This is a genomic window from Streptomyces profundus (assembly GCF_020740535.1).
Classification (GTDB): domain Bacteria; phylum Actinomycetota; class Actinomycetes; order Streptomycetales; family Streptomycetaceae; genus Streptomyces; species Streptomyces profundus.
Genome location: NZ_CP082362.1, coordinates 5,025,515 through 5,048,290 on the forward strand (window position 1 = coordinate 5,025,515; position 22,776 = coordinate 5,048,290).

The following is a 22,776-nucleotide window of genomic DNA, read 5'->3' on the forward strand; positions in this document are numbered from 1 at the left end:
CGGTCGGGCGCTGCCGCTGACGGGCACCGTCCCGGCCGGCCGGGTGCACGCCCTGGCCCGGCGACTACCGGAACTGACGGGCGGCGAGGGCGCGTTGGAGGCCGAGTTCGCGCACTACCGGTCGGTCGAAGGACCACCGCCACGCCGGGCGGGCACGGACGACGACCCGCTCGACCGCGACGCGTACCTGGTCCGCGTGCCGCGTCACGTCCGTTCCCGCCCCGGGCCGCCGAACCGCTCAGCCGGGGTGGCGGATCCGGAGGCGGGTCGGGTCACCCGGATCCCGGTCGACGACCTGGACCGGCGGCCGGGCCCACTGCCAGACGCCGCCGCCCGGCGGGGGGGAGAACGTGATCCGACCCCTGGTGCCTTCGACATCGACGAGCGGCCAGGGCTGGTCGGCACGCGCCCGCAGCACCTCGGCGAGGACGGTGATCGTGTCATGGCCCTCGAAGGCGACAAAGGACGGCGCTTCGCCCAGTCGCTCGCGGAGCGCCGTCCCGACCCGCGCGCCGAGCGGGCCGAGGCGCTCGGGCAGATAGCGCAGAAAGGGGATCGCGGCGCCCTCGTCGCCCAGCTCCCTCGCCCATTCCGCGAACTCCGGCTGCCCGGCCGGGGCGCCGATCATGATCCCGGCGAGGCGCGGGTCGCGGCGGACGGATCTGACGATCGACACCGCCGGCTCCGGATGGCCGACCAGCAGCAGAAGGGCCGTCGCGCCGCTGTCGACGAGCCGGTCGCCCAGGGCGTCGGGGGCGAGCGCGGACAGGTCCAGTTCGACGACATCGCCGCCGGACGCGGCGAGTCGGTCCCGCAGCAGGCGGGTCCCCGATGCCCAGTAGACGCTCGGCTGGGTCGCCACGGCGATGCGAAGGTGGCCGGCGCCGATGAGGAAGTCGGCGTAGATCCGCCAGCCGTGGGACTGCGCGGGCGCGATCCGCGCGACATGGTCCGTCGGCCCATCGGTGAGCGCGTCGAGCACCGCTGAGGAGCAGAGGAACGGTAGGCCCAGCGCGTCCGCCCGGGCGGCGACGGCGCGGGCGACGACGCTGTGGTACTCACCCGCCAGGGCGGCCACGCCCAGGCCGGCCAGCTCGTCCACGGCCGCCGACGCCCGCCGCGGATCGGCCGCGGTGTCCCGGACCAGCAACTCGACCGGCGCGCCGCCGATCCCGCCGGCGGCGTTGACTTCCTGAGCGGCCAACTCCATCCCGGCGAGCAGCTGGTGGCCGGCCTCCACCCAGCCGGGTCTGGTCAACGGAGCGAGAGCGCCGATGAGGACGGGTGAACCGGGTTGCGTTTGGTTGACCATGCCGGACATTGCATCCACCACCGCCGCCGACGGGCAACCGATTACCGCCCGGCGGTTGGTCAGAGCGGGTGCGGGACGTCGTCGGCGGTTGGCTCCGGGGCGTCGGGGTGGCCGCGCAGGTTGAGGACGGCCAGGAGCAGGCCGCCCCAGACGATCAGCATGGAGATGCTCATCATCACGATCGCTGATGCCGACATCAGTGGGTCCTCTCCGTCTCGGAACCCCGCTCGGACGAGCGGGGGCGGGAGCCGCGCCGCGAGAGCAGGGTCAACAACACGCCCACCAGCAGCGCGCCGACCGCGACCGACCAGCCGCCCCAGAGCAGGAAGGACGTCGAGTAGCCCTCGTAGTTCTCGTCGAGTTCGCCGATCAGGCTGTCCACCATCATCCAGGTGAGCACCACGGGCGTGATCACCCCGAGGCAGATCCGCCACCACACACCCAGGCCGATGGACGAGGTCGCGTCGGCGTTCCGTTGCAGCGCCGGGAGTAGACGCAGGCCCCAGCTGACGGTGATCAGCAGCACCAGACCGGCCAGCGCGATGCCGTACTGGTTGATGAATCGGTCGGAGACGTCCAGGAAGTAGAGGCCGCTGTCGTTGGCGAAGAGCAACACGGAGACCACGGACACCGCGCCGCCCACGCTCAGCACCGCCGGCACCCGCCGCAGGCCCGTCCGGTCCTGCACGGCCGCGACGATCACCTGCACGATGCTGATCAACGACGTCAACCCGGCGATCACCAGCGACACGAAGAACAGCACACCGAAGAAGGCGCCCATCGGCATCTCGGAGATGATCGCCGGGAACGCCACAAACGCCAGCCCCACGCCGCTGGACGAGACCTGGGAGACCCCGACGCCCGCGTCCATCGCCATGAAGCCCAGCGTGGCGAAGACGGCCACGCCGGCCAGGATCTCGAACGAGCTGTTGGCGAACGCGGCGACCATCGCCGAACCGGTGAGATCCGACTTCCGGTGCAGGTAGGAGGCGTAGGTGATCATGATGCCGAAGCCGACCGAGAGCGAGAAGAAGATCTGGCCGTAGGCCGCCACCCACACGCCGCCATCGGTCAGCTTGCCCCAGTCAGGGGAGAACAGCGCGTCCAGGCCGAGGCTCGCGCCGTCCAGGGTCAGCGCCCGCACCACCAGCACCAGGAAGAAGGCGACCAGCAGGGGGATGAAGACGATGTTGGCCCGCTCGATGCCGCGCCGGATGCCGAGGCCGAGGATGACCAACGTCAGGACCCACACGGCGATCAGCGGCCAGGCGACGCCGGGCACGAAGGTGGAGACCTCGCCGGGCGTCTCGTTCAGGTTCAGGAACTCGTTGTTGAGGAATCCCTCGGGATCGTCGCCCCACGCCTGGGTGAAGGAGAAGCCGGTGTAGCGGATCGCCCAGGCGAGGATCGCCGCGTAGTAGGTGGCCACCACGAAGCAGATCGCGACCTGCCACCAGCCGATCGCCTCGGCGGGTCGGGCGAGTTGACGCAGGGCGCCGGGCGGCGACGAACGGTACTTCCGCCCGATCGTGTACTCCAGGATCAGCAGCGGGATGCCCGCGGTGAGCAGCGCCAGCAGGTAGGGGACGAGGAACGCCCCGCCGCCGTGCTCGTAGGTGACCGCGGGGAACCGCCAGATGTTGCCCAGCCCGATGGCTGATCCAATGGCGGCCATGAGGAAGCCGAGACGGCTGCCCCACTGTTCGCGTTGCGGCTGTTCGGCCATGGTCCGGAATCCTCGGTAACGAAGTGGGGGGAACGAAGTGGGGGTGGGCGTGGTGGGTGTGGGGGTTCATGCGGGTCTGCGACGAAACGCGGCGACTGAGCACGTTACCAGCCAGTCACTTGGTTCGGTTCGCGAAGGCCATGGGTTCCCGGCTACCCGGGGGCGGACGGGGGCAAAACGTGCCGGACGGTGCACGCCCGGCCAGCCGTCGGCCGACGGGGGAGGCGGTAACATCCTGGGGACGTTTCCGAGAAGTCCGAGGAGGACGCCGGGGGATGGCCGGAGAACCGCAGGCCGACTGCCTGTTCTGCAAGATCGTGTCCGGCGATGTGCCGGCGACCGTGGTCAGGGAGACGGCGACCACCGTCGCGTTCCAGGACATAAACCCCCAGGCGCCCAGCCATGTGCTGGTGATCCCCCGCGCGCACTACCCGGACGCCGCCTCGCTGGCCGAGGCCGAGCCGGAGACGGCCGCCGACGTGCTGCGCGAGGCCGGTGCCGTGGCCGCCCAGGAGAAGGTGGCGGGCAACGGCTACCGCATGGTCTTCAACACCGGTGCGGGCGCCGGGCAGACGGTCTTCCACGCCCACGCCCACGTACTGGGCGGACGCGGCCTCAACTGGCCGCCCGGCTGACGCGGTCGGCGCGGTGTCGGTCCGTGAGCTGGTGGTGCTCGGCACGGCCAGCCAGGTGCCCACTCGGCGGCGCAACCACAACGGCTATGTGCTGCGGTGGGACGGCGAGGGCGTGCTCTTCGACCCGGGCGAGGGCACCCAGCGGCAGCTGTTGCTGGCCGGGGTCAGCGCGCACGCGCTGACCCGGATCTGCGTCACCCACTTCCATGGCGACCACGCGCTCGGCCTGGCCGGGGTGATCCAACGGGTGCATCTGGACCGGGTTCCGCATCCGGTGCGGGTGCACTATCCGGCGAGCGGCCAGCGGTACTTCGAGCGGCTGCGCTACGCCACGGCCTACCGCGAGGCCGCGGAGCTCCAGCCGCTGCCGGTCGAGGACGACGGCGTGCTCGACGAGACGCCGGCCTTCACGCTGAGCGCGCTGCGGCTCTCCCATCCGGTGGAGGCGTTCGGCTACCGGCTGGTCGAGCCGGCCGGTCGGCGGATGGTGCCCGAGCTGCTGGCGGCGCACGGTGTCACCGGGCCCGACATCGGTCGGCTGCGCCGCACGGGGCGTCTGGGGGAGGTGACCCTGGAGCAGGTGAGCGTGGAGCGCCCGGGCCAGCGCTTCGCGTTCGTGATGGACACCAGGCTCTGCGACGCGGTCCACCAACTGGCCGCAGACTGCGATCTGTTGGTGATCGAGTCCACCTTCCTGGAACGGGACGCCGCGCTGGCCGACGAGTACGGGCATCTGACGGCGGCGCAGGCCGCCCGGGTGGCTGCCCGGGCGCGGGTGCGGCATCTGGTCCTGACCCACTTCTCGCAGCGCTACCAGGACCCGGGCGCCTTCGCCGAAGAGGCCCGCGCCGCCGGCTTCACCGGCACCCTCACCGTCGCCGACGACCTCACCCGCGTCCCCGTCCCGTCCCGCGCCACCCACTGACCGCGCGGCCCGGCTAGGCCGACGGTTCCATGGCGAGGCGGTTGCGGAGGAGGCGTTCGGCCGTGGTCGCCGAGTCGACCAGGGGGTGCAGTGTCAGGGCGTGCCGGGCGAGGGCCGACGAACGGGTCGAAGCCGCCGCGATGGTGGCTCGTTCGACGGCCTTGAGCTGGAGCATCAGGCCGAGCTCGGCGAGCCCGGGGGAGAGGCAGGGCACCGGGTGGGCGCCCTGGGCGTCCACCTCGCAGACCGTCTCCACGATCGCGTCGTCCGGCAGCGCCGGCACCGTGCCCGCGTTGCGGACGTTGAGGATCAGCCGAGTGCGACGATCGCCCGAGATGGCCCGCATCAGATCGAGCGCGACATGTTCGTAGCCGCCGCCGACCAGATCGCGGCTGTCCCGTTCCCCGCCGCCGCTGGCCGCGCGCTGCTCGGCGCCATAGGTCCGCTCGCGCTCCAGCCGGGTCTTCTCCCAGAGCGCCGGCGCGTGTTCGAGATCGCGCGCGGCCTCGGTGAAGAACGCGCCCTGTTGGCGCTCCAGGAACTCCCCCCGGGTGCCGCCCGCCGCGTCCGCCGCGCGCCGGGTCTCCCGCCCCAGGTAGTAGTAGTGCAGGTACTCGTTGGGCAATGTGCCGAGCGAGCGCAGCAGTTCACCGCCGAAGAGCCGCCCCTCCTCGAAGCCGGCGAGCGCCTCGTCATCGGCCAGCAGCCCGGAGAGCAGATCGCGTCCCTCGTGGGTGAGGGAGTTGAGCCACCCCAGGTGGTTGAGCCCCACATAGCCGAACCGCACCTCGGCCGGGTCGACGCCGGCCGCCCACGCCGCGCGCCGCACCAGACCCACCGGCGAGTCGCAGATGCCGATCACCCGGTGCCCCAGCACCGAGGCCATGGCCTCGGTCACCATGCCGGCCGGGTTGGTGAAGTTGATCAGCCAGGCGTGCGGCGCCAACGCCCGCACCCGCTCGGCGATCCGCAGCGCCACCGGGATCGTGCGCAGCCCGTAGAGCACCCCGCCGGCGCCCACCGTCTCCTGCCCCAGCACCCCCTCGGCGAGCGCCGCCCGCTCGTCGCGCACCCGGCCGGCGGTGCCGCCGACCCTGATCGCCTGGAAGACGAAGTCCGCGTCGCGCACCGCCGCGTCCAGGGATTCGGCGACCCGCACCCGCGGCGCTCCCGGCACCCCGTCCGCCAGCGCCGTCAACACCCGTGCGATGACCGCCACTCGGGTCGAGTCGCTGTCGAAGAGCGTCACCTCGCTCCCGCGATCGGGTGAGCCGTCACCCGCCGCTGTCAGTAGCGCCCGGTATACCAGGGGGACACGGAACCCACCGCCGCCGATGATCGTGAGCCTCATGGGCCGGAACGTACCGTAGAAACGACCACGACCACGCCCGGAGCAGCAGGTGACCCCTCTCAACGACCCCCCGCGGAGCTGTCTGATCGACCCGCTCGCCGGACTGCGCGCGCCCGGCGACGCCGCCCCCGACGTCTATCTCACCGGCACCGTCTTCCTGGACATCATCTTCACGGGGCTCGACTCGGCGCCCGTGCGCGGCACGGAGTCCTGGGCCAGGGGGATGGGCTCAAGCCCGGGCGGCGTCGCCAACATGGCGACCGCGCTGGCCCGTCTCGGCCTGCGCACCAGCCTGGCCGCCGCGTTCGGCGACGACAAGTACGGCGAGTACTGCTGGGAGACGCTGGAGCGCGGCGAGGGGATCGATCTCTCCCTCTCCCGCACGGTCGCCGGATGGCACTCGCCCGTCACGGTCTCCATGGCCTACGAGGGCGAGCGCACCATGGTCTCGCACGGCCACGAGGCACCCCCCTCCCGCCCTGAGCCGGCCGGGGCCAGCCCGCCGGGCGCCCGCTCGGCCGTGGCCTCGCTGACGCCGGGGCGTCCGCAGGAGTGGATCGGCCGGGCCGCCGCCTCCGGCACGCTGATCTTCGCCGACACCGGCTGGGACGAGACGGGCGTCTGGGATCTGTCGGCGCTGCCCGATCTGGCGCACTGCGAGGCGTTCCTGCCCAACGCCGCCGAGGCCCTGCGCTACACCCGTGCGGACGACCCGAGGGCCGCAGCCCACGCGCTGGCCGAGCGGGTGCCCATCGCCGTGGTCACCATGGGCGCCGACGGCGCCTACGGGGTGGACGCGCGCACCGGGGAGGCGGCCCAGGTGCCGGCCATCGTGGTGGAGGCGCTGGACACCACGGGCGCGGGGGACGTGTTCATGGCCGGCTTCGTCACCGCGACGCTGGCCGGCTGGCCGCTGGCCGACCGGCTGGCGCTCGCCGGGCTGACGGCCTCCCTCTCCGTGCAGGAGTTCGGCGGCTCGCTCTCGGCGCCCGGCTGGGCCGAGATCGCCGCCTGGTGGCGCAGGACGCAGGCGCTCACCCCGGACGACGGCGTCGAACACGCCTCGCTTGAGCGCTACGCCTTCCTCTCCGAGCTGCTGCCCGGCGAGGACAGGCCCCTGCCGCGCCGCCGCGCCGTCCCCACGCTCGGCTTCCGGGGCTGATGTGACGGCCCCCGCACCCGGCCCAACGTCGCAGCGCGGCAAGGGGATCGCGCTCCGTAATGTTCTGGGGCAATGCCCGCTTCCCGGCGTACCCTGGGGAGTCCGGTCCTCCAGCGCAGAGAGGGATGAGCAGGTCCGTCCGGGCCGCCCATGACGCAGACACCCACACACCAGCCGAGCCCCACCGACGCGGCCACCGCGCGGTTCACCGTCCCGGCCAAGCACCCGATGGTCACTGTGCTGGGCTCGGGCGACGCGCTGTTGCGCGTCATCGAGCGGGCCTTCCCCGCCACCGACATCCACGTCCGGGGCAACGAGATCCGCGCCACCGGCGATCCGGCCGAGGTGCGGCTCGTGCAGCGCCTCTTCGACGAGATGATGTTGGTGCTCCGCACCGGTCAGCCGCTCTCCGAGGACGCTGTGGAGCGCTCCATCGCGATGCTGCGCGGCGGGAACGACGAGGGCACCAGCCCGGCGCAGGTGCTCACCCAGAACATCCTGTCCAACCGGGGCAAGACCATCCGCCCCAAGACGCTCAACCAGAAGCGCTATGTCGACGCCATCGACCAGCACACCATCGTCTTCGGCATCGGCCCGGCCGGCACGGGCAAGACGTATCTGGCGATGGCCAAGGCCGTCCAGGCGCTCCAGTCCAAGATGGTCAACCGCATCATCCTCACCCGCCCGGCCGTGGAGGCCGGCGAGCGGCTCGGGTTCCTGCCGGGCACGCTCTACGAGAAGATCGACCCGTATCTGCGTCCGCTCTACGACGCGCTGCACGACATGCTCGATCCGGACTCCATCCCCCGGCTGCTGAGCGCGGGCACGATCGAGGTGGCCCCGCTGGCCTACATGCGCGGCCGGACGCTCAACGACGCGTTCATCATCCTGGACGAGGCGCAGAACACCAGCCCGGAGCAGATGAAGATGTTCCTCACCCGGCTGGGCTTCGAGTCCAAGATCGTGATCACCGGGGATGTCACCCAGGTCGACCTCCCGGGCAGCACGCCGAGCGGGCTGCGCGAGGTGCAGGCGATCCTGGACGGCGTCGACGATGTGCACTTCTCCCGGCTCACCAGCCAGGACGTGGTGCGGCACAGGCTCGTCGGCCGCATCGTGGACGCGTACGAACGTTACGACGACCGGACCGGAAAGTAGCCGCCCCGCATCATGGCGATCGAGGTCAACAACGAATCCGGTGACCCACTCGACGAACGGGCCATTCTCGACATCGCCCGCTACACGCTGGCACGGATGCGGATCCACCCGCTGTCCGAGCTGTCCGTGATCGCGGTGGACGCGGCGGCCATGGAGCGACTCCACCTCCAGTGGATGGACCTCCCCGGCCCCACGGACGTGATGTCGTTCCCGATGGACGAGCTGCGGCCACCCATGAAGGAAGACGAGGAGCCCGTGCAGGGTCTGCTCGGCGATGTGGTGCTCTGCCCCGAGGTGGCGCGCGAGCAGGGCGAGGCCGCGCCGACGCGGCACTCGATGGACGCCGAGCTGCAACTGCTCACCGTGCACGGGGTGCTCCACCTGCTGGGCTACGACCACGAGGAGCCCACCGAACGCGCCGAGATGTTCGGACTCCAGCAGGCCATCGTCGACGGCTGGCGGGCCGAGCGCGGTCTGTCGGGTCCCTCGCCGGCCCCCACGCTGACATGACCGGCACGCTGCTGGTCGCGGTGCTGGCGCTGCTCGCCGTCGGCTGGCTCTCCTCCTGCGCCGAGGCGGGTCTGGCGGTGATCACCAGCTACCGCGCCGAGGAGGCCGTCCGCGCCGGACGGCGCGGCGCCGCCCGGCTGGCGGTGCTGGCCGCCGACCCCACCCGCTACCTCAACCTCGCGCTGCTGCTGCGGGTCGCCAGCGAGATGGCGGCGGCCGTGCTGGTGGCCTACGCCTGCCTGGAGATCTTCGACGAGGTGCTGCCCGCGCTGGCGCTGGCCTTCGGGATCATGGTGCTGCTGTCCTTCGTCGCGGTCGGCGTCTCGCCCCGCACGATCGGCCGGCAGCACCCGCTGGGGACCACCATCGCCGCCGCCTATGTCCTCGTCCCGCTGGTGCGGGTGCTCAACCCGCTGACCCAGGCGCTGATCATCCTCGGCAACGCGGTCACCCCGGGCAAGGGCTTCCGCAAGGGCCCGTTCGCCTCGGAGGCCGAGCTGCGCGCCATGGTGGACCTGGCGGAGCGCGAGTCGCTGATCGAGGACGAGGAGCGCCGGATGGTGCACTCCGTCTTCGAGCTGGGCGACACCCTGGTCCGCGAGGTGATGGTGCCGCGCACGGACCTGGTCTCCATAGACCGCCACAAGTCCCTGCGGCAGGCCCTCAGCCTGGCGCTGCGGTCCGGGTTCTCGCGGATGCCGGTGACGGGGGAGAGCGACGACGACATCGTCGGCATCGTCTATCTCAAGGACCTCACCCGGCGGGTGCACGTCAGCCGGGAGGCCGAGTCGGAGCCGGTCCAGGGCGTGATGCGCCCGGCCACCTTCGTGCCCGACACCAAGAACGCCGGCGATCTGCTGCGCGAGATGCAGCGGGACCACATCCATGTGGCGGTGGTGATCGACGAGTACGGCGGCACGGCGGGCCTGGTCACCATCGAGGACATCCTGGAGGAGATCGTCGGCGAGATCACCGACGAGTACGACATCGAGCTCCCGCCCGTCGAGGAGCTCGGCTCCGGCTCCTACCGGGTGACGGCCCGGCTCGACCTCGGCGCGTTGGGCGAGCTGTACCGGCTGCGCCTCGACGACGAGGACGTGGAGACGGTCGGCGGCCTGCTGGCCAAGGCGCTGGGCCGGGTGCCGATCGCCGGCGCCAGAGCCGTGGTCGACGTCTCGGGCGAGCAGCCGCTGGACCACGCGGGGCCGTCGCTGGCCGCCCTGCGGCTGACGGCGGAGTCGCCGGCCGGCCGGCGCAACCGCATCGAGCGGGTGCTGGTCGAGCCGGTGTTGGCGGAGCCGGCGGACGAGGGGCCGGCGGGGGGCGAGTAGCCGCGCTCCCAGCAGCTCTTCACTCGAACGGGCGAGCGCGGCTGGCCGTGAGCCCGTTCGGGTGGCGCCATGGGAGCCATGAACCCGCATCTGAGGACGGTCACGGTCGCCGGGCTCGCCGCGCTCAGCCTCGGGCTCGCCCCCGGGCAGCCGGCCGCCTCCGACGGCCTGGGCGAGAGCCAGCTTCGGGAGGCCCTGCTGGATCCGGTGGACTTCCCCGAGGGCTGGGCGAGCGACAGCGAGGAGGCCGCCGCCGAACGCGGCTTCGGCGTGCCGAGGCCGAGCGAGAACGGCTGCCGCGAGCTGTTCGACAGCGGCGCTGACGGCAGCCAGCGCGCCGGCTTCGCCAAGTCGGCGACCGGCCCGTTCGTCACCACCGTCGTCACCGCCCACGACGGCGAGGAAGCGGCGCGCGCCGCGCTCGCCGGGTTCCGCGCCATGGCCGACGAGTGCGGCACCTTCCACGCCGAGGAGGGGCCCGCCGACGGCGCCATCACCGTCGCCTACGACGAGGAGCCGCGCGGCGACCCCGAGCGACTGGGCGACGAGTGCGGCGCCCTGCGCTACAACCGCAGGCTGGACGGCGAGACGGCCGGCACCCCCGTGGTCGCCGAGGTGGTGACCGCCAGGGTCGGTGCCCACACCATCCGCGTCGCTCAGGCCGGGCGTGAGGGCCGCGACACCGGCGATGTCAACGGGATCGCGGAGCGGGCGGTGGACAAGCTGACCGAGGTGATCGAGGGCAACACCCCCAAGCCCAGGACCGACCAGCCGGGCGTCACCCGGCTCTGAGCCGGACGGCCGGGACGCCGCCGGTCGCACACCGCTTAAGCTCGGGGCATGACTGACGGCGTTGCCCCCCAGGAGCCGGGCGCCGGTGCGCCCGGCCCGGAAGACCGCAAGATCATCACGCTGGCCCGGAGCGCCAGGGCCCGCAACGGCGCGGCCGAGGGCGCGGCGGTGCGGGACGAGACCGGCCGCACCTATGTCGCGAGCACGGTCGCCCTGGAGTCGCTGCGGCTGAGCGCGCTGCGCACCGCCGTGGCGATGGCGGTCGCCAGCGGCGCCGGCTCCCTGGAGGCCGCGGCCGTGGTCACCTCGGCCGAGGCGCCGGCCGACGACGACCTCGCGGCCGTCCGCGACCTCGGCGGCGCCGGCACCCCCGTGCTGCTGGCTGGCCCCGACGGCGCCGTTCGTGCGACGATCGCCGCCTGATGAACTCCCCAACCTCCCCCAGTTCCGCCGCTCCCTCGGCCGCCGAGCACCGGTCGGGCTTCGCCTGCTTCGTCGGCCGCCCCAACGCCGGCAAGTCGACCCTGACCAACGCCCTGGTCGGCACGAAGGTCGCCATCACCTCCAGCAGGCCCCAGACCACCCGGCACACCGTGCGCGGCATCGTGCACCGTGAGGACGCCCAACTCGTCCTGGTGGACACCCCGGGGCTGCACAAGCCGCGCACCCTGCTGGGACAGCGGCTCAACGACGTGGTCCGCACCACCTGGGCCGAGGTGGACGTGATCGGTTTCTGCCTCCCGGCCGACCAGAAGGTCGGGCCCGGGGACCGCTTTATCGCCAAGGAGTTGGCGCAGGTCAAGCGGACGCCCAAGGTCGCGATCGTCACCAAGACCGACCTGGCCGACCGCGAGACGCTCACCCAGCAGCTGATCGCCGTCGACCAGATGGGCAAGGAGGCGGGCATCGAGTGGGCGGAGATCATCCCGGTCTCCGCCGTCGCCGGCGAGCAGGTCGGCCTGCTGGCCGACCTGTTGGCGCCGCTGCTGCCCGAGGGCCCCCCGCTCTACCCGGAGGGCGACCTCACCGACGAGCCCGAGCTGGTGATGATCGCCGAGCTGATCCGGGAGGCCGCGCTGGAGGGCGTCAGGGACGAACTCCCGCACTCCATCGCGGTGGTGGTCGAGGAGATGCTCCCCCGCGAGGACCGCCCAGCGGACCGTCCGCTGCTGGACGTGCACGCCAACCTCTTCATCGAACGGTCCAGCCAGAAGGGCATCGTGATCGGCCCCAAGGGCCAACGCCTCAAGGACGTCGGCACCAAGGCCCGCCGCCAGATCGAGGCCCTGCTCGGCACCCCGATCTTCCTCGACCTCCATGTCAAGGTCGCCAAGGACTGGCAACGCGACCCCAAGCAACTCCGCCGCCTCGGCTTCTGACCTAGCCGGTCAGGCAGGCCACGGTGGCCTGCCCGGCCGGGGCAGAAGCCGCCACCGCCTGTATTGATGCGCGCCGTGGGGGCGGCTGGCCGTTCGGCCGGTTGTGCCTGTCTGGCAGGGGTTGCGAACTGGCGGGCCCGGCCGGGGGCGTGACGTTTCGTGTTCGGATTCGCCCGATGGGCCTGGGCGCCCGGCCGGGGCGTATCCGCTCCGGGCGGAGCACGGCTGACGGGGTCCGTTGGGCCAGGGCAGATGCCAGCCACCGTGCGGGCAATGGCCGGTTCCCGGTGGGGCTGGCCGCTTGGGGGCCTGAAGGCTCGTGGCTGGCGCCGGCCGGTTGGCCGGGGCAGACGTCGCTCACCGCCTGAGTTGATCCGCCCGGCGAGGGCGGCTGGGCCGCGTTCGGCCGGCTGTGTCTGCCTGGCAGGGCCTCCGACCTGGCGGGCCCGGCCGGGGGCGTGACGTTTCGTGTTCGGATTCGCCCGATGGGCCTGGGCGCCCGGGCAGGGCGTATCCGCTCCGGGCGGAGCACGGCTGACGGGGTCCGTTGGGCCAGGGCAGACGCCAGCCACCGTGCGGGCAACGGCCGGTTCCCGGTGGGGCTGGCCGCTTGGGGGCCTGAAGGCTCGTGGCTGGCGCCGGCCGGTTGGCCGGGGCAGACGTCGCTCACCGCCTGAGTTGATCCGCCCGGCGAGGGCGGCTGGGCGTTCGGCCGGCTGTGTCTGCCTGGCAGGGCCTGCGACCCGGCGGGCCCGGCCGGAGCGTATCCGCTCCGCGTGGAGCCCGCCGCGCCGGGCGGCGTGCGTGCCCTGGCCGGCGTGGGATGCCCCGACGGGGGCTGGTTGTCCGGTGGGGCTGGGCGCTGGACGGTGTGAGGGTTTGTGGTTGGTGCCGGCTGGTTCGCCAGCGGGGAGCCCGCCCGGCGAGGCCCGATTCGGTCGGGGTCCGCGAGGGTCGCGTCTGTCAGCCCCGCCAGGGCGTATCCGCTCCGCGCGGAGCCCGCCGCGCCGGGTGGCGTGCGTCTGGTCGGGTCGGGGCCGGCCGTTCTGCGGCCGGGTGGGGCTGTGCCCTGGCCGGCGAGGGCCCGCGAGGGCTCGTCCGTCCGTCTGGCCGGGGCGGGGGCGTCCGTGTCCGGCTGGTGTGGGGCTGCCCCGCCCGGCAAGGGCACCGCGTGGGGCATATCCGCCCGTTGTGCCGGGGCCTGTCGCGGTGTGCCGGGCTGCTGCCCCGCCCCGAGGCGGGGTCGGCCGGTCGGTCAGGGGCCGGGGAGGGGGCGGGTGGCGGCGGCGGTGAGGAGGCGGGTGGTGTCGGCCGGCGGCAGCCACAGCGCCTCGCCGATCCTGCGGAGCATCCCGCTCTCGGCCTCCAGATACGGCCCGTCGGCCAGGGCGATCCGCGCGCCGCGCAGCAGCAGGCTCTCCCGGCCGGGAGTGGCCAGATGCGGGGTGAGCGCGGCGACGCTGTCGGAGATCTCCCGGGCCACCAGGGGCAGGCCCCGCGCGGCCAGCGCCGTGTGGAGGGTGAGCAGCCGCTCCTCCGAGCAGTCGGGGAAGCCGGCGTCCCTGACCGTTTCGAGCGCGATCCGGCGGGCGGCCTCCGACTCCGTTCCGCCGGCGGCGAGCATGGCCAGGGCCACCGAGTGCACGGCCTCGCGCAGCAGGGTGCCGAGGCGGGTGGTGGTGGGGCGGGCGAGCGCCCGTTCGGGGAAACGGGTGCGGCAGGAGACGCACTCGACCACGGGGCCGGCCGGGCCGCGGGCCAGCACGGGAATGCCGAGCACCGTCAACCGGCGCCGTCCGTCCAGACGTTGATAGCAGCGGTCGCCGCCGCAGGCGCCGCAGAAGAAGTCCCCGTCGTCGGTCACCCGCCAGACGGTCCTGACCCCGGCCAACCGGGAGTGCACCACGTCGTACCTCCGTAACCCGCCGGCAACACTGCCGCGTCCGTGATGTTAACCACAGGGGACGGGGTACGTCAGCACCGCGTGACGAAGTGGCCGGTGCGACGGGGGCCGGGCAGCGCGGTGGCTGCCCGGCGGCTGCCGTCAGCGGGCCGCGCGGTTGACCGCGGAGACCACGGCCTTGAGCGAGGCGCGCACGATGTTGGCGTCGATGCCGACGCCCCACAGCACCCGGTCGCCCACGGCGCACTCGATATAGGCGGCGGCCTGGGAGCCGGCGCCCTCGCTCATGGTGTGCTCGACATAGTCCAGCAGCCGGATGTCGTCGCCGATCACGCCGGTGCCGGCCAGGGCGTCGAAGAACGCGGCGATCGGCCCGTTGCCCGTGCCGGTGAGCGTGGTGTCGCGGCCGTCCACGACCGCGCCGACGGTGAGCGCGTCCTCGCCGTCGTTGGTGCTGGAGGTCTGCGCGTCGCGCAGCGCGATCCGGCCCCAGCCGCCGCTGCCGGCGGGCAGGTACTCGTCGGAGAAGATCTCCCAGATGGCCGCCGGCGTGACCTCGCCGCCCTCGGCGTCGGTCTTCTCCTGGATGATCCGGGAGAACTCCACCTGCATGCGGCGCGGCAGGTCGAGCGCGTGCTCCGTCTTCAGCACATAGGACACGCCGCCCTTGCCCGACTGGGAGTTGACCCGGATCACGGCCTCGTAGGAGCGGCCCACGTCCTTGGGGTCGATCGGCAGGTAGGGGACGTCCCACACCAGCTCGTCCAGCGGGGTGTTCCCGGCCTCGGCCTGGGCGGCCATGGCGTCGAAGCCCTTCTTGATGGCGTCCTGGTGGGAGCCGGAGAAGGACGTGTAGACCAGGTCTCCCACGTACGGGTGGCGCGGGTGGACCTCCATCTGGTTGCAGTACTCCCAGGTGCGGCGGATCTCGTCGATCCGGGAGAAGTCGATCTTCGGGTCGACGCCCTGGGAGAAGAGGTTCATCCCCAGCGTCACCAGGTCCACGTTGCCGGTGCGCTCGCCCTGGCCGAAGAGGCAGCCCTCGACGCGGTCGGCGCCGGCCATCAGCGCCAGCTCGGCGGCGGCCACGGCGGTGCCCCGGTCGTTGTGGGGGTGGATCGAGAGGCAGACGAACTCGCGGCGGGACAGCTGGCGGCCCATCCACTCGAAGCGGTCGGCGTGCGTGGACGGGGCCGAACGCTCCACGGTGGCCGGCAGGTTGAGGATGATCTCGCGGCCCTCGGCGGGCTGCCAGACGTCCATCACGCTCTCGCAGATCTCCAGCGCGAAGTCCAGCTCGGTGTCGGTGAAGATCTCCGGGCTGTACTGGTAGCCGAAGGTGGTGCGGTCGTCCAGCAGCTTCTCGGCGTACTCCATGACCAGCCTGGTGCCGTCGACGGCGATCGCGCGGACCGCCTCCCGGTCGCCGCGGAAGACGACCCGGCGGAACGTCGGGGCGGTCGCGTTGTAGAGGTGGACGGTGGCCCGGTGGGCGCCGACCAGGGACTCCACGGTCCGCTGGATCAGCTCCTCCCTGGCCTGGGTGAGCACCGAGATGGTGACGTCGTCCGGGATCGCCCCCTCCTCGATGATGGAGCGCACGAAGTCGAAGTCCGTCTGCCCCGAGGCGGGGAAGCCGACCTCGATCTCCTTGTAGCCCATGCGTACCAGCAGGTCGAACATGGCGCGTTTACGCGCGGGGGACATCGGGTCGATCAGGGCCTGGTTGCCGTCCCGCAGGTCCGTGGAGAGCCAGCGCGGCGCGCTGGTGATCCGGTTGTTCGGCCAGGTGCGGTCGGGGATGTCCACCGCCTCGTAGGGGCGGTAGCGGTGCACCGGCATACCGGAGGGCTGTTGGGAGACGGTGGCGTTGGTCTGCGGCGTCGGCCTGCTCATGAGCGACGGAACTCCTTGTGCCGGAGGGGCGATCGGACGAGGGGACCGACGGGCAACGCCAAACTCCGCGGGGAGGGGGTCGGTCTGTGGGCTACAGACCCTCGCCGCGGCGGCTAAGGAGGAGAAGTGTCCGGATTCGCATCGCGCCGACCACAGTAGTCGTCTTCCGGCACGTTGCCTCCCCCGTCCCAGCATCCGAGACGTCTCTCACAGCTGGTGACGGCCTACTCCCGGGGGAGTACGCCGGGCCAGGAGCCTCCCCTGGGGGTAGCCGCGAACTCGCCCGCCGGGCCGACGAAACCCCTGGTCGGGGGCGGAAGTCTGGGAACGGCCGCCCGGACGGGGGCGGCGCTTCGACCAGCCGAGCGAGGAGCCTCACGATGAGCGCACTGGGCACGAGCCCGCCACGGACCACCCCGCCGACGGCGGCCAGCACACCGCCGCGCCGCCGTCGTCTCCTGCCGTGGGCGGTGCTGGGGCTGTGGCTCGCGGTGCTGGCGCTGGCGCTGCCGTTCGGCGGCCGGCTGGGCGAGGTGCAGCGGGACGACGGCGTCGACTACCTGCCGGACAGCGCCGAGTCCACCGAGGTCGCGCGGCTGGTCGAGCGGCTGCCCGGCGGGGACACCACGGATCTGCTGCTCGTCCACCAGCGGGACGCCGGCCTCACCGCCGAGGACGCGGCGCTCGCCGAGCGGCAGCTGGCCGCGATAGACGAGGCCCATCCCCTCGCCGGTCCCGTCGACCGGGACGGGGTCGTCTCGGGCGACGGCCGCACCGCGCTCTACCCGTTCGCCCTCGGCGCCATGGACGAGGAGGCGGAGACGGCGGCCGTGGAGTTCGTCCGCGCGCTGATCGACGAGGCGCCCGCGGGGCTGACGGTGGCGCTCGGCGGCTCGGGCGCGCTCGGGGTGGACGCCGAGGCCGTCTTCGAGTCGATCGACCTCACCCTGATGCTGGCCACCGCGGGCGTGGTGGCGCTGCTGCTGATCGTCACCTACCGCAGCCCGTTGCTCTGCCTGCTGCCGCTGCTGGCCGTGGGGGTGGCCGCGTTGACGGCGATGGCCCTGGTCTACGGCCTTGTGCGGGCGTTCGACCTGACCGTCACCACGATGTCGGCGTCGATCATGACGGTGCTGATCTTCGGCGCCGGCACCGACTACGCGCTGCTGCTGGTGGCCCGCTACCGGGAGGAGCTGCGGCGGCTGCCGGACGCCTCCGACGCGATGTTGGCGGCGCTGCGCGGCTGCGGACCGGCCGTGCTGGCGTCCTCGGGGACGGTCTCGCTGGGGCTGCTCTGCCTGGTCGTCGCCGATCTCAACAGCAGCAGCGGCCTCGGCCCGGTGGGCGCGGTCGGCGTGCTGTGCGCGCTGGCGGTGATGTTGACGCTGCTGCCCGCGCTGCTGGTGCTGGTCGGCCGGCGGGTGTTCTGGCCGCTGATCCCCCGGCATGGCGACCTCTCGCCGGAGGAGCGCGGGCGGGGCTCGGTGTTCGCCCGGCTCGGTTCGTCGATCAGCCGCCGCCCGGCGACCATCCTGGCCGCCGGCACGCTGCTGCTGGCCGCGCTGGCGCTGGGCGCCTTCCGGCTGCCTGGGCCGCTGGCCGCGCAGGACAACTTCACCGAGACCCCGGACTCGGTGCGGGCGATGGAACTGGTCGCCGAGGCGTATCCGGACCGCGCGGGCCAGCCGATCGTGGTGCTCGGCCGCGCCGAGCGGGCGGACGCGGTGCGGGCGGCGGTCGAGGGCGCCGAAGGCGTCGCCGAGGTGGCGCCGGGGCGGGCCGGCGGCGGCTGGCGGGAGTTCCTGGTGTTCGCCACCGACCCGCCGGAGTCGGCCGGCGAGCGGGACACCGTCGACGCGCTGCGGGAGCGGCTGGCGGCGCTGCCCGAGGGGGAGGCGCTGGTGGGCGGCCCGACGGCCCAGGCGATGGACGGGGACAAGGCCAGCGCGCGGGACCAACTGCTGGTGATCCCGCTGGTGTTGGGCGCGGTGCTGCTGGTGCTGGCCGCCGTGCTGCGGTCGTTGGTGGCGCCGGTGCTGCTGCTGGCCGCCGTGGTCGCCTCCTGGGGCGCGGCGATGGGCCTCGGCGGTCTTGTCTTCGGTCCGGTGTTCGGCTTCGGCGGTCTGGACGCCGGGGTGCCGCTGCTGTCGTTCGTGTTCTGTGTGGCGCTCGGCGTGGACTACGGCATCTTCCTGATGCACCGGATGCGGGAGGAGGCGCTCGGCGGGGCCACCACCCGGCAGGCGGCGCTCGCCGCGCTGCGCTCCACGGGCGGGGTGATCGCCTCGGCGGGCGTGGTGTTGGCGGCGACGTTCTGCGTGCTGGCCGCGATGCCGCTGGTGGTGATGGCCGAGATGGGCTTCGTGGTCGCCGTCGGCGTGCTGCTGGACACCTTCCTCGTCCGCACCTACCTGGTCACCTCCGCGAGCTGGCTGCTGGACCGGCGCGTCTGGTGGCCGGGGCCGCTTTCCCGTGATCCCCGTGCCGCCTGTGATCCCCGTGATCCCCGTGACGCCCGTGCCGCTCGTGCCGGCGCGCGCGATGCCACAGGATAGGCGGATGGTTTCGGTGTGGAGACGGCTCCTCCCCGAGGGCCCTGGACGTGCCCTCGGGGAGGACGCCCTGCTGACGGCGGTGATCGCCGCGGTGAGCGCCTCGGTCGCGCTGCTGGTGGAGCACGACGGCCGGTCGATGGACGGGCTCGGCTGGGCGCTGCTGGCCGGCTCGGTGCTGCCGCTCGTGCTGCGCCGCCGCGCCCCGTTGACGGTGCTGCTGGTGGTGCTGGCGCCGGTCGCCGTCTACCACCGGCTCGACTACCAGCACGCGGCGCCCTTCGTGGCGACGGCGGTCGCCGCCTACACGGTGGCCGCCGTCGGCCCGCGCTGGCGCACCCTGCTGCTGGGCGCCGTGGTGCTGCTGGTGGTGCTGGTGGTGTGGCGGGGCAACGGCGGCGGGCCCGCGTTGAAGCTGCTGCGGATCTCCGGCTGGATGCTCTGCGTGATCGCGGTGGGCGAGGTGACGCGGCTGCACCGTCGGCTGCTGGCCGCCGCCAGGGAACGCGCCGAACGCGCCGAACGGGACCGCGAGGAGGAGGCGGCCCGCCGGGTCGCCGAGGAGCGGCTGCGGGTGGCCCGCGATCTGCACGATCTGCTGGCGCACAGCATCACCGTGATCGGCGTCCGGGCCTCCGTCGCCTCCCATCTGCTGACCACGGCCCCCGAGCGGCAGGATCGGCCGACGCTGGTCGCGACCCTGGACGGCATCCACGAGGTCTGCCAGGACGCCAGGGCCGAACTGCGTGACACGCTGCGGGTGTTGCGCGGCGACGAGGACGAGCCGCCGGGGCCGCTGCCCGGCGTGGACGGCATCCCCGACCTGGTGCGCGCCGCCGAGGAGTCGGGGGCGCTGGTGGAGCTGACGCTGCCGCCTGACGCCGGCCCGCTGCCCGGGCTGGTGAGCAGCGCCGCCTACCGCGTCACCCAGGAGGCGCTGACCAACGCCGTCCGGCACGCGGGTCCTGGCGTCCGGATCCGGGTGCGGCTGGCGCGCGAGGCGGGGGCGCTGCGGCTGACCGTCGCCGACGAGGGGCCGCCGCCCGGCGCGGCGCGGCCGGCGTCGCCCGGCGGCGCCGGCCTCGGCCTGGCCGGGATGCGCGAACGGGTGCGGGGCGTCGGCGGCACCCTGACCGCAGGCCCTGGGCCGGGCGGCTTCGCCGTGACCGCCGAACTGCCGCTGCCATCGGAGGCCAGGACATGACGGACGGCACGCGGACGGTCGATGTGCTGCTCGCCGACGACCAGCATCTGGTGCGTTCGGCGTTCGCCGTGCTGATCGCGGCCACGCCGGGGATGCGGGTGGTCGGCGAGGCGGGCACCGGCCGGCAGGCCGTGGCGCTGGCCAGGGAGCGGGCGCCCGATGTGGTGTTGATGGACATCAGGATGCCCGATCTGGACGGCATCGAGGCGACGCGGCTGATCGTCGCCGACGAACGGTCCGCCCGTTCCCGGGTGTTGGTGCTGACCACCTATGACACGGACGAGTATGTGGTGGCCGCGCTGCGCGCCGGGGCGTCGGGGTTCCTGGTCAAGGACACCAGGCCGGCGGAGCTGCTGGCCGCCGTCCACACCGTGGCGGGCGGCGAGGCGCTGCTGTCGCCGGGGCCCACCGCGCGGCTGATCGCCCGCGCGCTGCGGGCCCCAGGCGCGCCGAGGCCGGGGACCGCGGTGGGCCCGGGCGGGCTCACCGAACGGGAGCGGCAGGTGCTGACCCTGGTGGGCCGGGGCCTCAACAACGCGGAGATCGCCGAGGCCCTGGGCCTGTCGCCGCTCACCGCCAAGACCCATGTCAGCCGGGTGATGGGCAAGCTGGCCGCCAGGGACCGCGCCCAACTGGTCATCGTCGCCTACGAGTCGGGCCTTGTCACCCCGGGGGCGGGTGAGGGCTGACGGGTCAGGAGCCGGTCAGGGCGAGGACCAGCTGGAAGTCGTCGACGAGCAGCCAGCCGGGGCGCTGCTCCGGCTGGTCGGGGATGGTCACCACGACGCCGGGGGAGTCCTGGTCCAGCCGCTCGACCTCGGCGTCCGCGTAGCGGTCAGGACGGTCGGCGACCGTCTCCCGCAGCCGCTCGGCGGCCTCGTCGGCGGTGGCGTCGCTCCCCGTCACCGCGCAGAGCACGGTCGATGTCTCGGTGGCGGACTCGGCCCGGTGCCCGAAGGCGTAGGCGGCGACCTCGGAGCCCTCGCGGGTCTCGACGAAGTCGGCGCGGTAGACGTCGCCCAGGCAGGCGCCCAGATCCCGGTAGGCGTCCCGTTCGGCGACCGGCTCCCCCGACTCGGCGGTCCTGGCCGGGTCCAACTGCTCGTCGCCCCAGTGGATCCGCTCGTCGGTGACCAGCAGGCCGAGGCCCCGGTCGTGGTTCACCCAGACCGTCCCCGCCTCCGTCTCCCGCTCGGTGAACCCGTCGGCGGCCAGGTCCTCGACGATCGCCGCCGCGTCGAACTCGCCGTCCCAGACGCCGTAGGGCGCGCCGAAGCCCACGGTCACCGTGCGGCTGGCCCGCTCCGGGTCAAGGCCGTAACGGTGCTCGGGGAGGGTCGCCAGGCCGAGCAGCGGGGTGCCCAACCTCGCGACGAAGTCGAAGCGTTCGGCGTCCTCGGCGAGCAGCTCACGGGCCCGCTCCGCGTCCACATAGGTGACGCCGGTCGGGGGCGTCTCCTCGTATCTGGCCTCCGCCAGGGCGGCCAGCACCTCGGCGCCAGGGCCGGTGGCCTCCGTCCTGGCGCAGCCGCTCAGCGCGCCCGCGCCCACGGCGAGCGCGATCGCCGACGCGATGGTCCGGTGGGCTGGTCGTGGTCCGTTGGCTCGGCTGAGTCTCAGTCCCGACATGACCGGGAGCATAATCCGCCCGCGCCGCGACTCCTCACCCCGGGTAGTTCTTTCGCCACTCGGGGGTCAGCCGTAGGAACCGTCGTCCGGCGGCGGATCGGGGTCACGGCGCACGGCGAGGATCGCGGTGTCGTCGGTGAGGCGGCGCCCGGTGTGCCGCAGCACCGCGTCCTTCACGAGGGTGACCAGCGCCGACGGCGAGGTGTCGACGGCCGTGCGCAGCTCGTCGACGAGCGGCAGGAACGCGCCGCGGCGGTCGCGTGCCTCGGTGACCCCGTCGGTGAAGAGCAGCAGCGTCGCCGAGGCGGGGAAGTCGACCCGCCGCACCGGCGGCAGCTCGCCCGTCAGCTCGGTCATCCCCAGCGGCGCGCCTTCGGCCTCGGGCAGCGACCACACCCGTTCGTCCGTCACGCCCAGCGGCCCGGCATGGCCGAAGTTGACCAGTTCCAACCACCCGGTGTCCGTCGGCGGCAGGCCGACGAGCACGGCGGTGGCGAACCGTTCGCCCCGTTCGCCCAGCAGCGACACATAGTGGTTGTGGCGGCGCATCCGGCTCTCCAGGCGCTGGGCCACCACGTTCAGGTCCGCCTCGTAGTAGGCGGACTCGCGGAACGCGCTGAGCAGCGCCGCCGCCGCGTCCACCGCGTTGGTCCCCTTCCCCTGCACGTCCCCCAGCAGCACGCGGGCGCCGTGCGGTGTCGGCTGGACGTCGAAGAAGTCGCCGCCGACCTTGGCCGCCCGGTCGGCCGCCAGATAGGCGTCGGCGGTCTCCACCCCGCCGATCCTGGGCGGGATCGGACGCAGCACGGCGAGGCGGGTGGCCTGCGCCGCGTTCTCCAGGCGCCGCACCTGCCGGTAGGCCCGCACGCGCAGCGCCGAGGCGCCGACCGACAGGGCGGACGCGGTGGCCACCAGCAGGAAGTCGCTGAGCGTGATGGGGTAGCGGTGCTGTAGCGCCTGCTCCAGCACGGCAGCCGTCGCGATGGTCGCCACGGCGAAGCCGACGGTGGTCGCCACCCCGCACATCACCGCCGCGAACACGGGGACCACCGCGATCCAGGTGACGATCCGCAGATGCTCGGCGGCGTTCCAGTCGGCCACCACGACGCCGACCAGCAGCAGCGCGGGAAAGATCCAGGACACGTTCCAGCGCCCGATCCGGATGGGCGGCTCCAGTTCGGGGATGCCGGATCGACCGTCCGGCCACCTGCCGGGAGGGGGCGGCACTGCGCGGCGGTACACCCCTTCACCTCTCACCCCTTCACCTTCGCCGATGACCGGACGAGGCGCTCGGCCACGATCCGCCGACCG

General features: G+C 73.3%; 21 protein-coding genes. 12 read left to right on the plus strand and 9 right to left on the minus strand.

From position 1 onward, the window contains the following. Positions 1-64 precede the first annotated feature (64 nt). The 4 genes from K4G22_RS22155 to K4G22_RS22170 are packed head-to-tail and all read right to left on the minus strand — an operon-like array spanning position 65 to position 3,038. A complete protein-coding gene (locus tag K4G22_RS22155; RefSeq protein WP_228082088.1) occupies positions 65-208 on the minus strand; it encodes a hypothetical protein in 144 nt (47 codons plus the stop codon). A gap of 30 nt (positions 209-238) precedes the next feature. Further along, positions 239-1,321: an ABC transporter substrate-binding protein gene (locus K4G22_RS22160; RefSeq protein WP_228082089.1), complete on the minus strand. Its 1,083-nt coding sequence runs from the start codon at positions 1,319-1,321 to the stop codon at positions 239-241. Positions 1,322-1,371: 50 nt separating this feature from the next. Beyond that, positions 1,372-1,509, minus strand: a complete 138-nt coding sequence (locus K4G22_RS22165; protein WP_228082090.1) for a methionine/alanine import family NSS transporter small subunit — start codon at positions 1,507-1,509, stop codon at positions 1,372-1,374. After that, positions 1,509-3,038, minus strand: coding sequence for a sodium-dependent transporter (locus K4G22_RS22170; protein WP_228082091.1), 1,530 nt, complete (start codon positions 3,036-3,038; stop codon positions 1,509-1,511). The genes K4G22_RS22165 and K4G22_RS22170 overlap by 1 nt, the downstream gene beginning before the upstream one ends. A 275-nt stretch (positions 3,039-3,313) precedes the next feature. Between K4G22_RS22170 and K4G22_RS22175 the strand changes: the two genes are divergently transcribed. Together K4G22_RS22175 and K4G22_RS22180 are read left to right on the plus strand one after the other, a co-directional pair. Next, a complete protein-coding gene (locus K4G22_RS22175) occupies positions 3,314-3,673 on the plus strand; it encodes a histidine triad nucleotide-binding protein (RefSeq protein ID WP_228082092.1) in 360 nt (119 codons plus the stop codon). A 13-nt stretch (positions 3,674-3,686) separates the two neighbouring features. Then, entirely contained in the window at positions 3,687-4,598 is a 912-nt protein-coding gene (locus K4G22_RS22180) for a ribonuclease Z (RefSeq protein WP_228082093.1), read from the plus strand. A gap of 13 nt (positions 4,599-4,611) precedes the next feature. On the opposite strand, the gene K4G22_RS22185 is transcribed toward K4G22_RS22180, so the two are convergent. Further along, positions 4,612-5,949, minus strand: a complete 1,338-nt coding sequence (locus K4G22_RS22185; protein ID WP_228082094.1) for a family 4 glycosyl hydrolase — start codon at positions 5,947-5,949, stop codon at positions 4,612-4,614. A 49-nt stretch (positions 5,950-5,998) separates the two neighbouring features. On the opposite strand from K4G22_RS22185, the gene K4G22_RS22190 reads away from it, so the two are divergent. From K4G22_RS22190 to era, 7 genes are all read left to right on the plus strand, one after another. Continuing rightward, positions 5,999-7,111: a PfkB family carbohydrate kinase gene (locus K4G22_RS22190; RefSeq protein WP_228082095.1), complete on the plus strand. Its 1,113-nt coding sequence runs from the start codon at positions 5,999-6,001 to the stop codon at positions 7,109-7,111. Positions 7,112-7,261: 150 nt separating this feature from the next. Beyond that, complete coding sequence (locus K4G22_RS22195) at positions 7,262-8,269, plus strand: PhoH family protein (protein ID WP_228082096.1); 1,008 nt, start codon at positions 7,262-7,264, stop codon at positions 8,267-8,269. A 12-nt stretch (positions 8,270-8,281) separates the two neighbouring features. Next, positions 8,282-8,779 carry an rRNA maturation RNase YbeY gene (gene ybeY, locus K4G22_RS22200; RefSeq protein WP_228082097.1) on the plus strand — a complete coding sequence of 166 codons (498 nt, stop codon included), beginning with the start codon at positions 8,282-8,284 and terminating at the stop codon, positions 8,777-8,779. After that, entirely contained in the window at positions 8,776-10,110 is a 1,335-nt protein-coding gene (locus K4G22_RS22205; protein ID WP_228082098.1) for a hemolysin family protein, read from the plus strand. Before ybeY ends, K4G22_RS22205 begins: the two co-directional genes overlap by 4 nt. Positions 10,111-10,188: 78 nt before the next feature. Then, positions 10,189-10,902, plus strand: coding sequence for a hypothetical protein (locus tag K4G22_RS22210; RefSeq protein WP_228082099.1), 714 nt, complete (start codon positions 10,189-10,191; stop codon positions 10,900-10,902). Between the two features lie 48 nt (positions 10,903-10,950). After that, positions 10,951-11,325, plus strand: a complete 375-nt coding sequence (locus K4G22_RS22215) for a cytidine/deoxycytidylate deaminase family protein (protein WP_228082100.1) — start codon at positions 10,951-10,953, stop codon at positions 11,323-11,325. Further along, on the plus strand, positions 11,325-12,281 hold the full coding sequence (era, locus tag K4G22_RS22220; protein ID WP_228082101.1) for a GTPase Era: 957 nt from the start codon (positions 11,325-11,327) through the stop codon (positions 12,279-12,281). Before K4G22_RS22215 ends, era begins: the two co-directional genes overlap by 1 nt. Before the next feature lie 1,255 nt (positions 12,282-13,536). Here the strand turns inward: era and K4G22_RS22225 are convergent. Continuing rightward, complete coding sequence (locus K4G22_RS22225; RefSeq protein ID WP_228082102.1) at positions 13,537-14,187, minus strand: tellurite resistance TerB family protein; 651 nt, start codon at positions 14,185-14,187, stop codon at positions 13,537-13,539. A gap of 138 nt (positions 14,188-14,325) precedes the next feature. Then, the gene (gene leuA / locus K4G22_RS22230; protein WP_228082103.1) at positions 14,326-16,080 is read right to left on the minus strand and encodes a 2-isopropylmalate synthase; all 1,755 of its coding nucleotides are present in this window, start codon (positions 16,078-16,080) and stop codon (positions 14,326-14,328) included. Positions 16,081-16,460: 380 nt separating this feature from the next. Here leuA and K4G22_RS22235 point away from each other — a divergent pair, with 380 nt between their 5' ends. Genes K4G22_RS22235 through K4G22_RS22245 form a run of 3 tightly spaced genes read left to right on the plus strand, consistent with a single transcriptional unit; the run spans position 16,461 to position 20,525 of the window. Next, positions 16,461-18,635, plus strand: coding sequence for an MMPL family transporter (locus K4G22_RS22235; RefSeq protein ID WP_228082104.1), 2,175 nt, complete (start codon positions 16,461-16,463; stop codon positions 18,633-18,635). Between the two features lie 4 nt (positions 18,636-18,639). Beyond that, positions 18,640-19,836 (plus strand): sensor histidine kinase, encoded by a 1,197-nt coding sequence (locus K4G22_RS31690; RefSeq protein ID WP_265590244.1) that lies wholly within the window; start codon positions 18,640-18,642, stop codon positions 19,834-19,836. After that, positions 19,833-20,525 (plus strand): response regulator, encoded by a 693-nt coding sequence (locus K4G22_RS22245; RefSeq protein WP_228082105.1) that lies wholly within the window; start codon positions 19,833-19,835, stop codon positions 20,523-20,525. The genes K4G22_RS31690 and K4G22_RS22245 overlap by 4 nt, the downstream gene beginning before the upstream one ends. A gap of 4 nt (positions 20,526-20,529) precedes the next feature. On the opposite strand, the gene K4G22_RS22250 is transcribed toward K4G22_RS22245, so the two are convergent. Next, positions 20,530-21,465 carry a hypothetical protein gene (locus K4G22_RS22250; RefSeq protein WP_228082106.1) on the minus strand — a complete coding sequence of 312 codons (936 nt, stop codon included), beginning with the start codon at positions 21,463-21,465 and terminating at the stop codon, positions 20,530-20,532. A gap of 66 nt (positions 21,466-21,531) precedes the next feature. Then, positions 21,532-22,707, minus strand: a complete 1,176-nt coding sequence (locus K4G22_RS22255; protein WP_228082107.1) for a PP2C family protein-serine/threonine phosphatase — start codon at positions 22,705-22,707, stop codon at positions 21,532-21,534. Positions 22,708-22,776 lie beyond the last annotated feature (69 nt).

Coding starts and splice junctions, on each gene's coding strand:
- K4G22_RS22160 (WP_228082089.1), bottom strand. CDS start 1,321: ATGTCCGGCATGGTCAACCAAACGCAACCCGGTTCACCCGTCCTCATC.
- K4G22_RS22165 (WP_228082090.1), bottom strand. CDS start 1,509: ATGTCGGCATCAGCGATCGTGATGATGAGCATCTCCATGCTGATCGTC.
- K4G22_RS22170 (WP_228082091.1), bottom strand. CDS start 3,038: ATGGCCGAACAGCCGCAACGCGAACAGTGGGGCAGCCGTCTCGGCTTC.
- K4G22_RS22175 (WP_228082092.1), top strand. CDS start 3,314: ATGGCCGGAGAACCGCAGGCCGACTGCCTGTTCTGCAAGATCGTGTCC.
- K4G22_RS22185 (WP_228082094.1), bottom strand. CDS start 5,949: ATGAGGCTCACGATCATCGGCGGCGGTGGGTTCCGTGTCCCCCTGGTA.
- K4G22_RS22195 (WP_228082096.1), top strand. CDS start 7,262: ATGACGCAGACACCCACACACCAGCCGAGCCCCACCGACGCGGCCACC.
- ybeY (WP_228082097.1), top strand. CDS start 8,282: ATGGCGATCGAGGTCAACAACGAATCCGGTGACCCACTCGACGAACGG.
- K4G22_RS22205 (WP_228082098.1), top strand. CDS start 8,776: ATGACCGGCACGCTGCTGGTCGCGGTGCTGGCGCTGCTCGCCGTCGGC.
- K4G22_RS22210 (WP_228082099.1), top strand. CDS start 10,189: ATGAACCCGCATCTGAGGACGGTCACGGTCGCCGGGCTCGCCGCGCTC.
- K4G22_RS22215 (WP_228082100.1), top strand. CDS start 10,951: ATGACTGACGGCGTTGCCCCCCAGGAGCCGGGCGCCGGTGCGCCCGGC.
- era (WP_228082101.1), top strand. CDS start 11,325: ATGAACTCCCCAACCTCCCCCAGTTCCGCCGCTCCCTCGGCCGCCGAG.
- leuA (WP_228082103.1), bottom strand. CDS start 16,080: ATGAGCAGGCCGACGCCGCAGACCAACGCCACCGTCTCCCAACAGCCC.
- K4G22_RS22235 (WP_228082104.1), top strand. CDS start 16,461: ATGAGCGCACTGGGCACGAGCCCGCCACGGACCACCCCGCCGACGGCG.
- K4G22_RS31690 (WP_265590244.1), top strand. CDS start 18,640: ATGGTTTCGGTGTGGAGACGGCTCCTCCCCGAGGGCCCTGGACGTGCC.
- K4G22_RS22245 (WP_228082105.1), top strand. CDS start 19,833: ATGACGGACGGCACGCGGACGGTCGATGTGCTGCTCGCCGACGACCAG.
- K4G22_RS22250 (WP_228082106.1), bottom strand. CDS start 21,465: ATGTCGGGACTGAGACTCAGCCGAGCCAACGGACCACGACCAGCCCAC.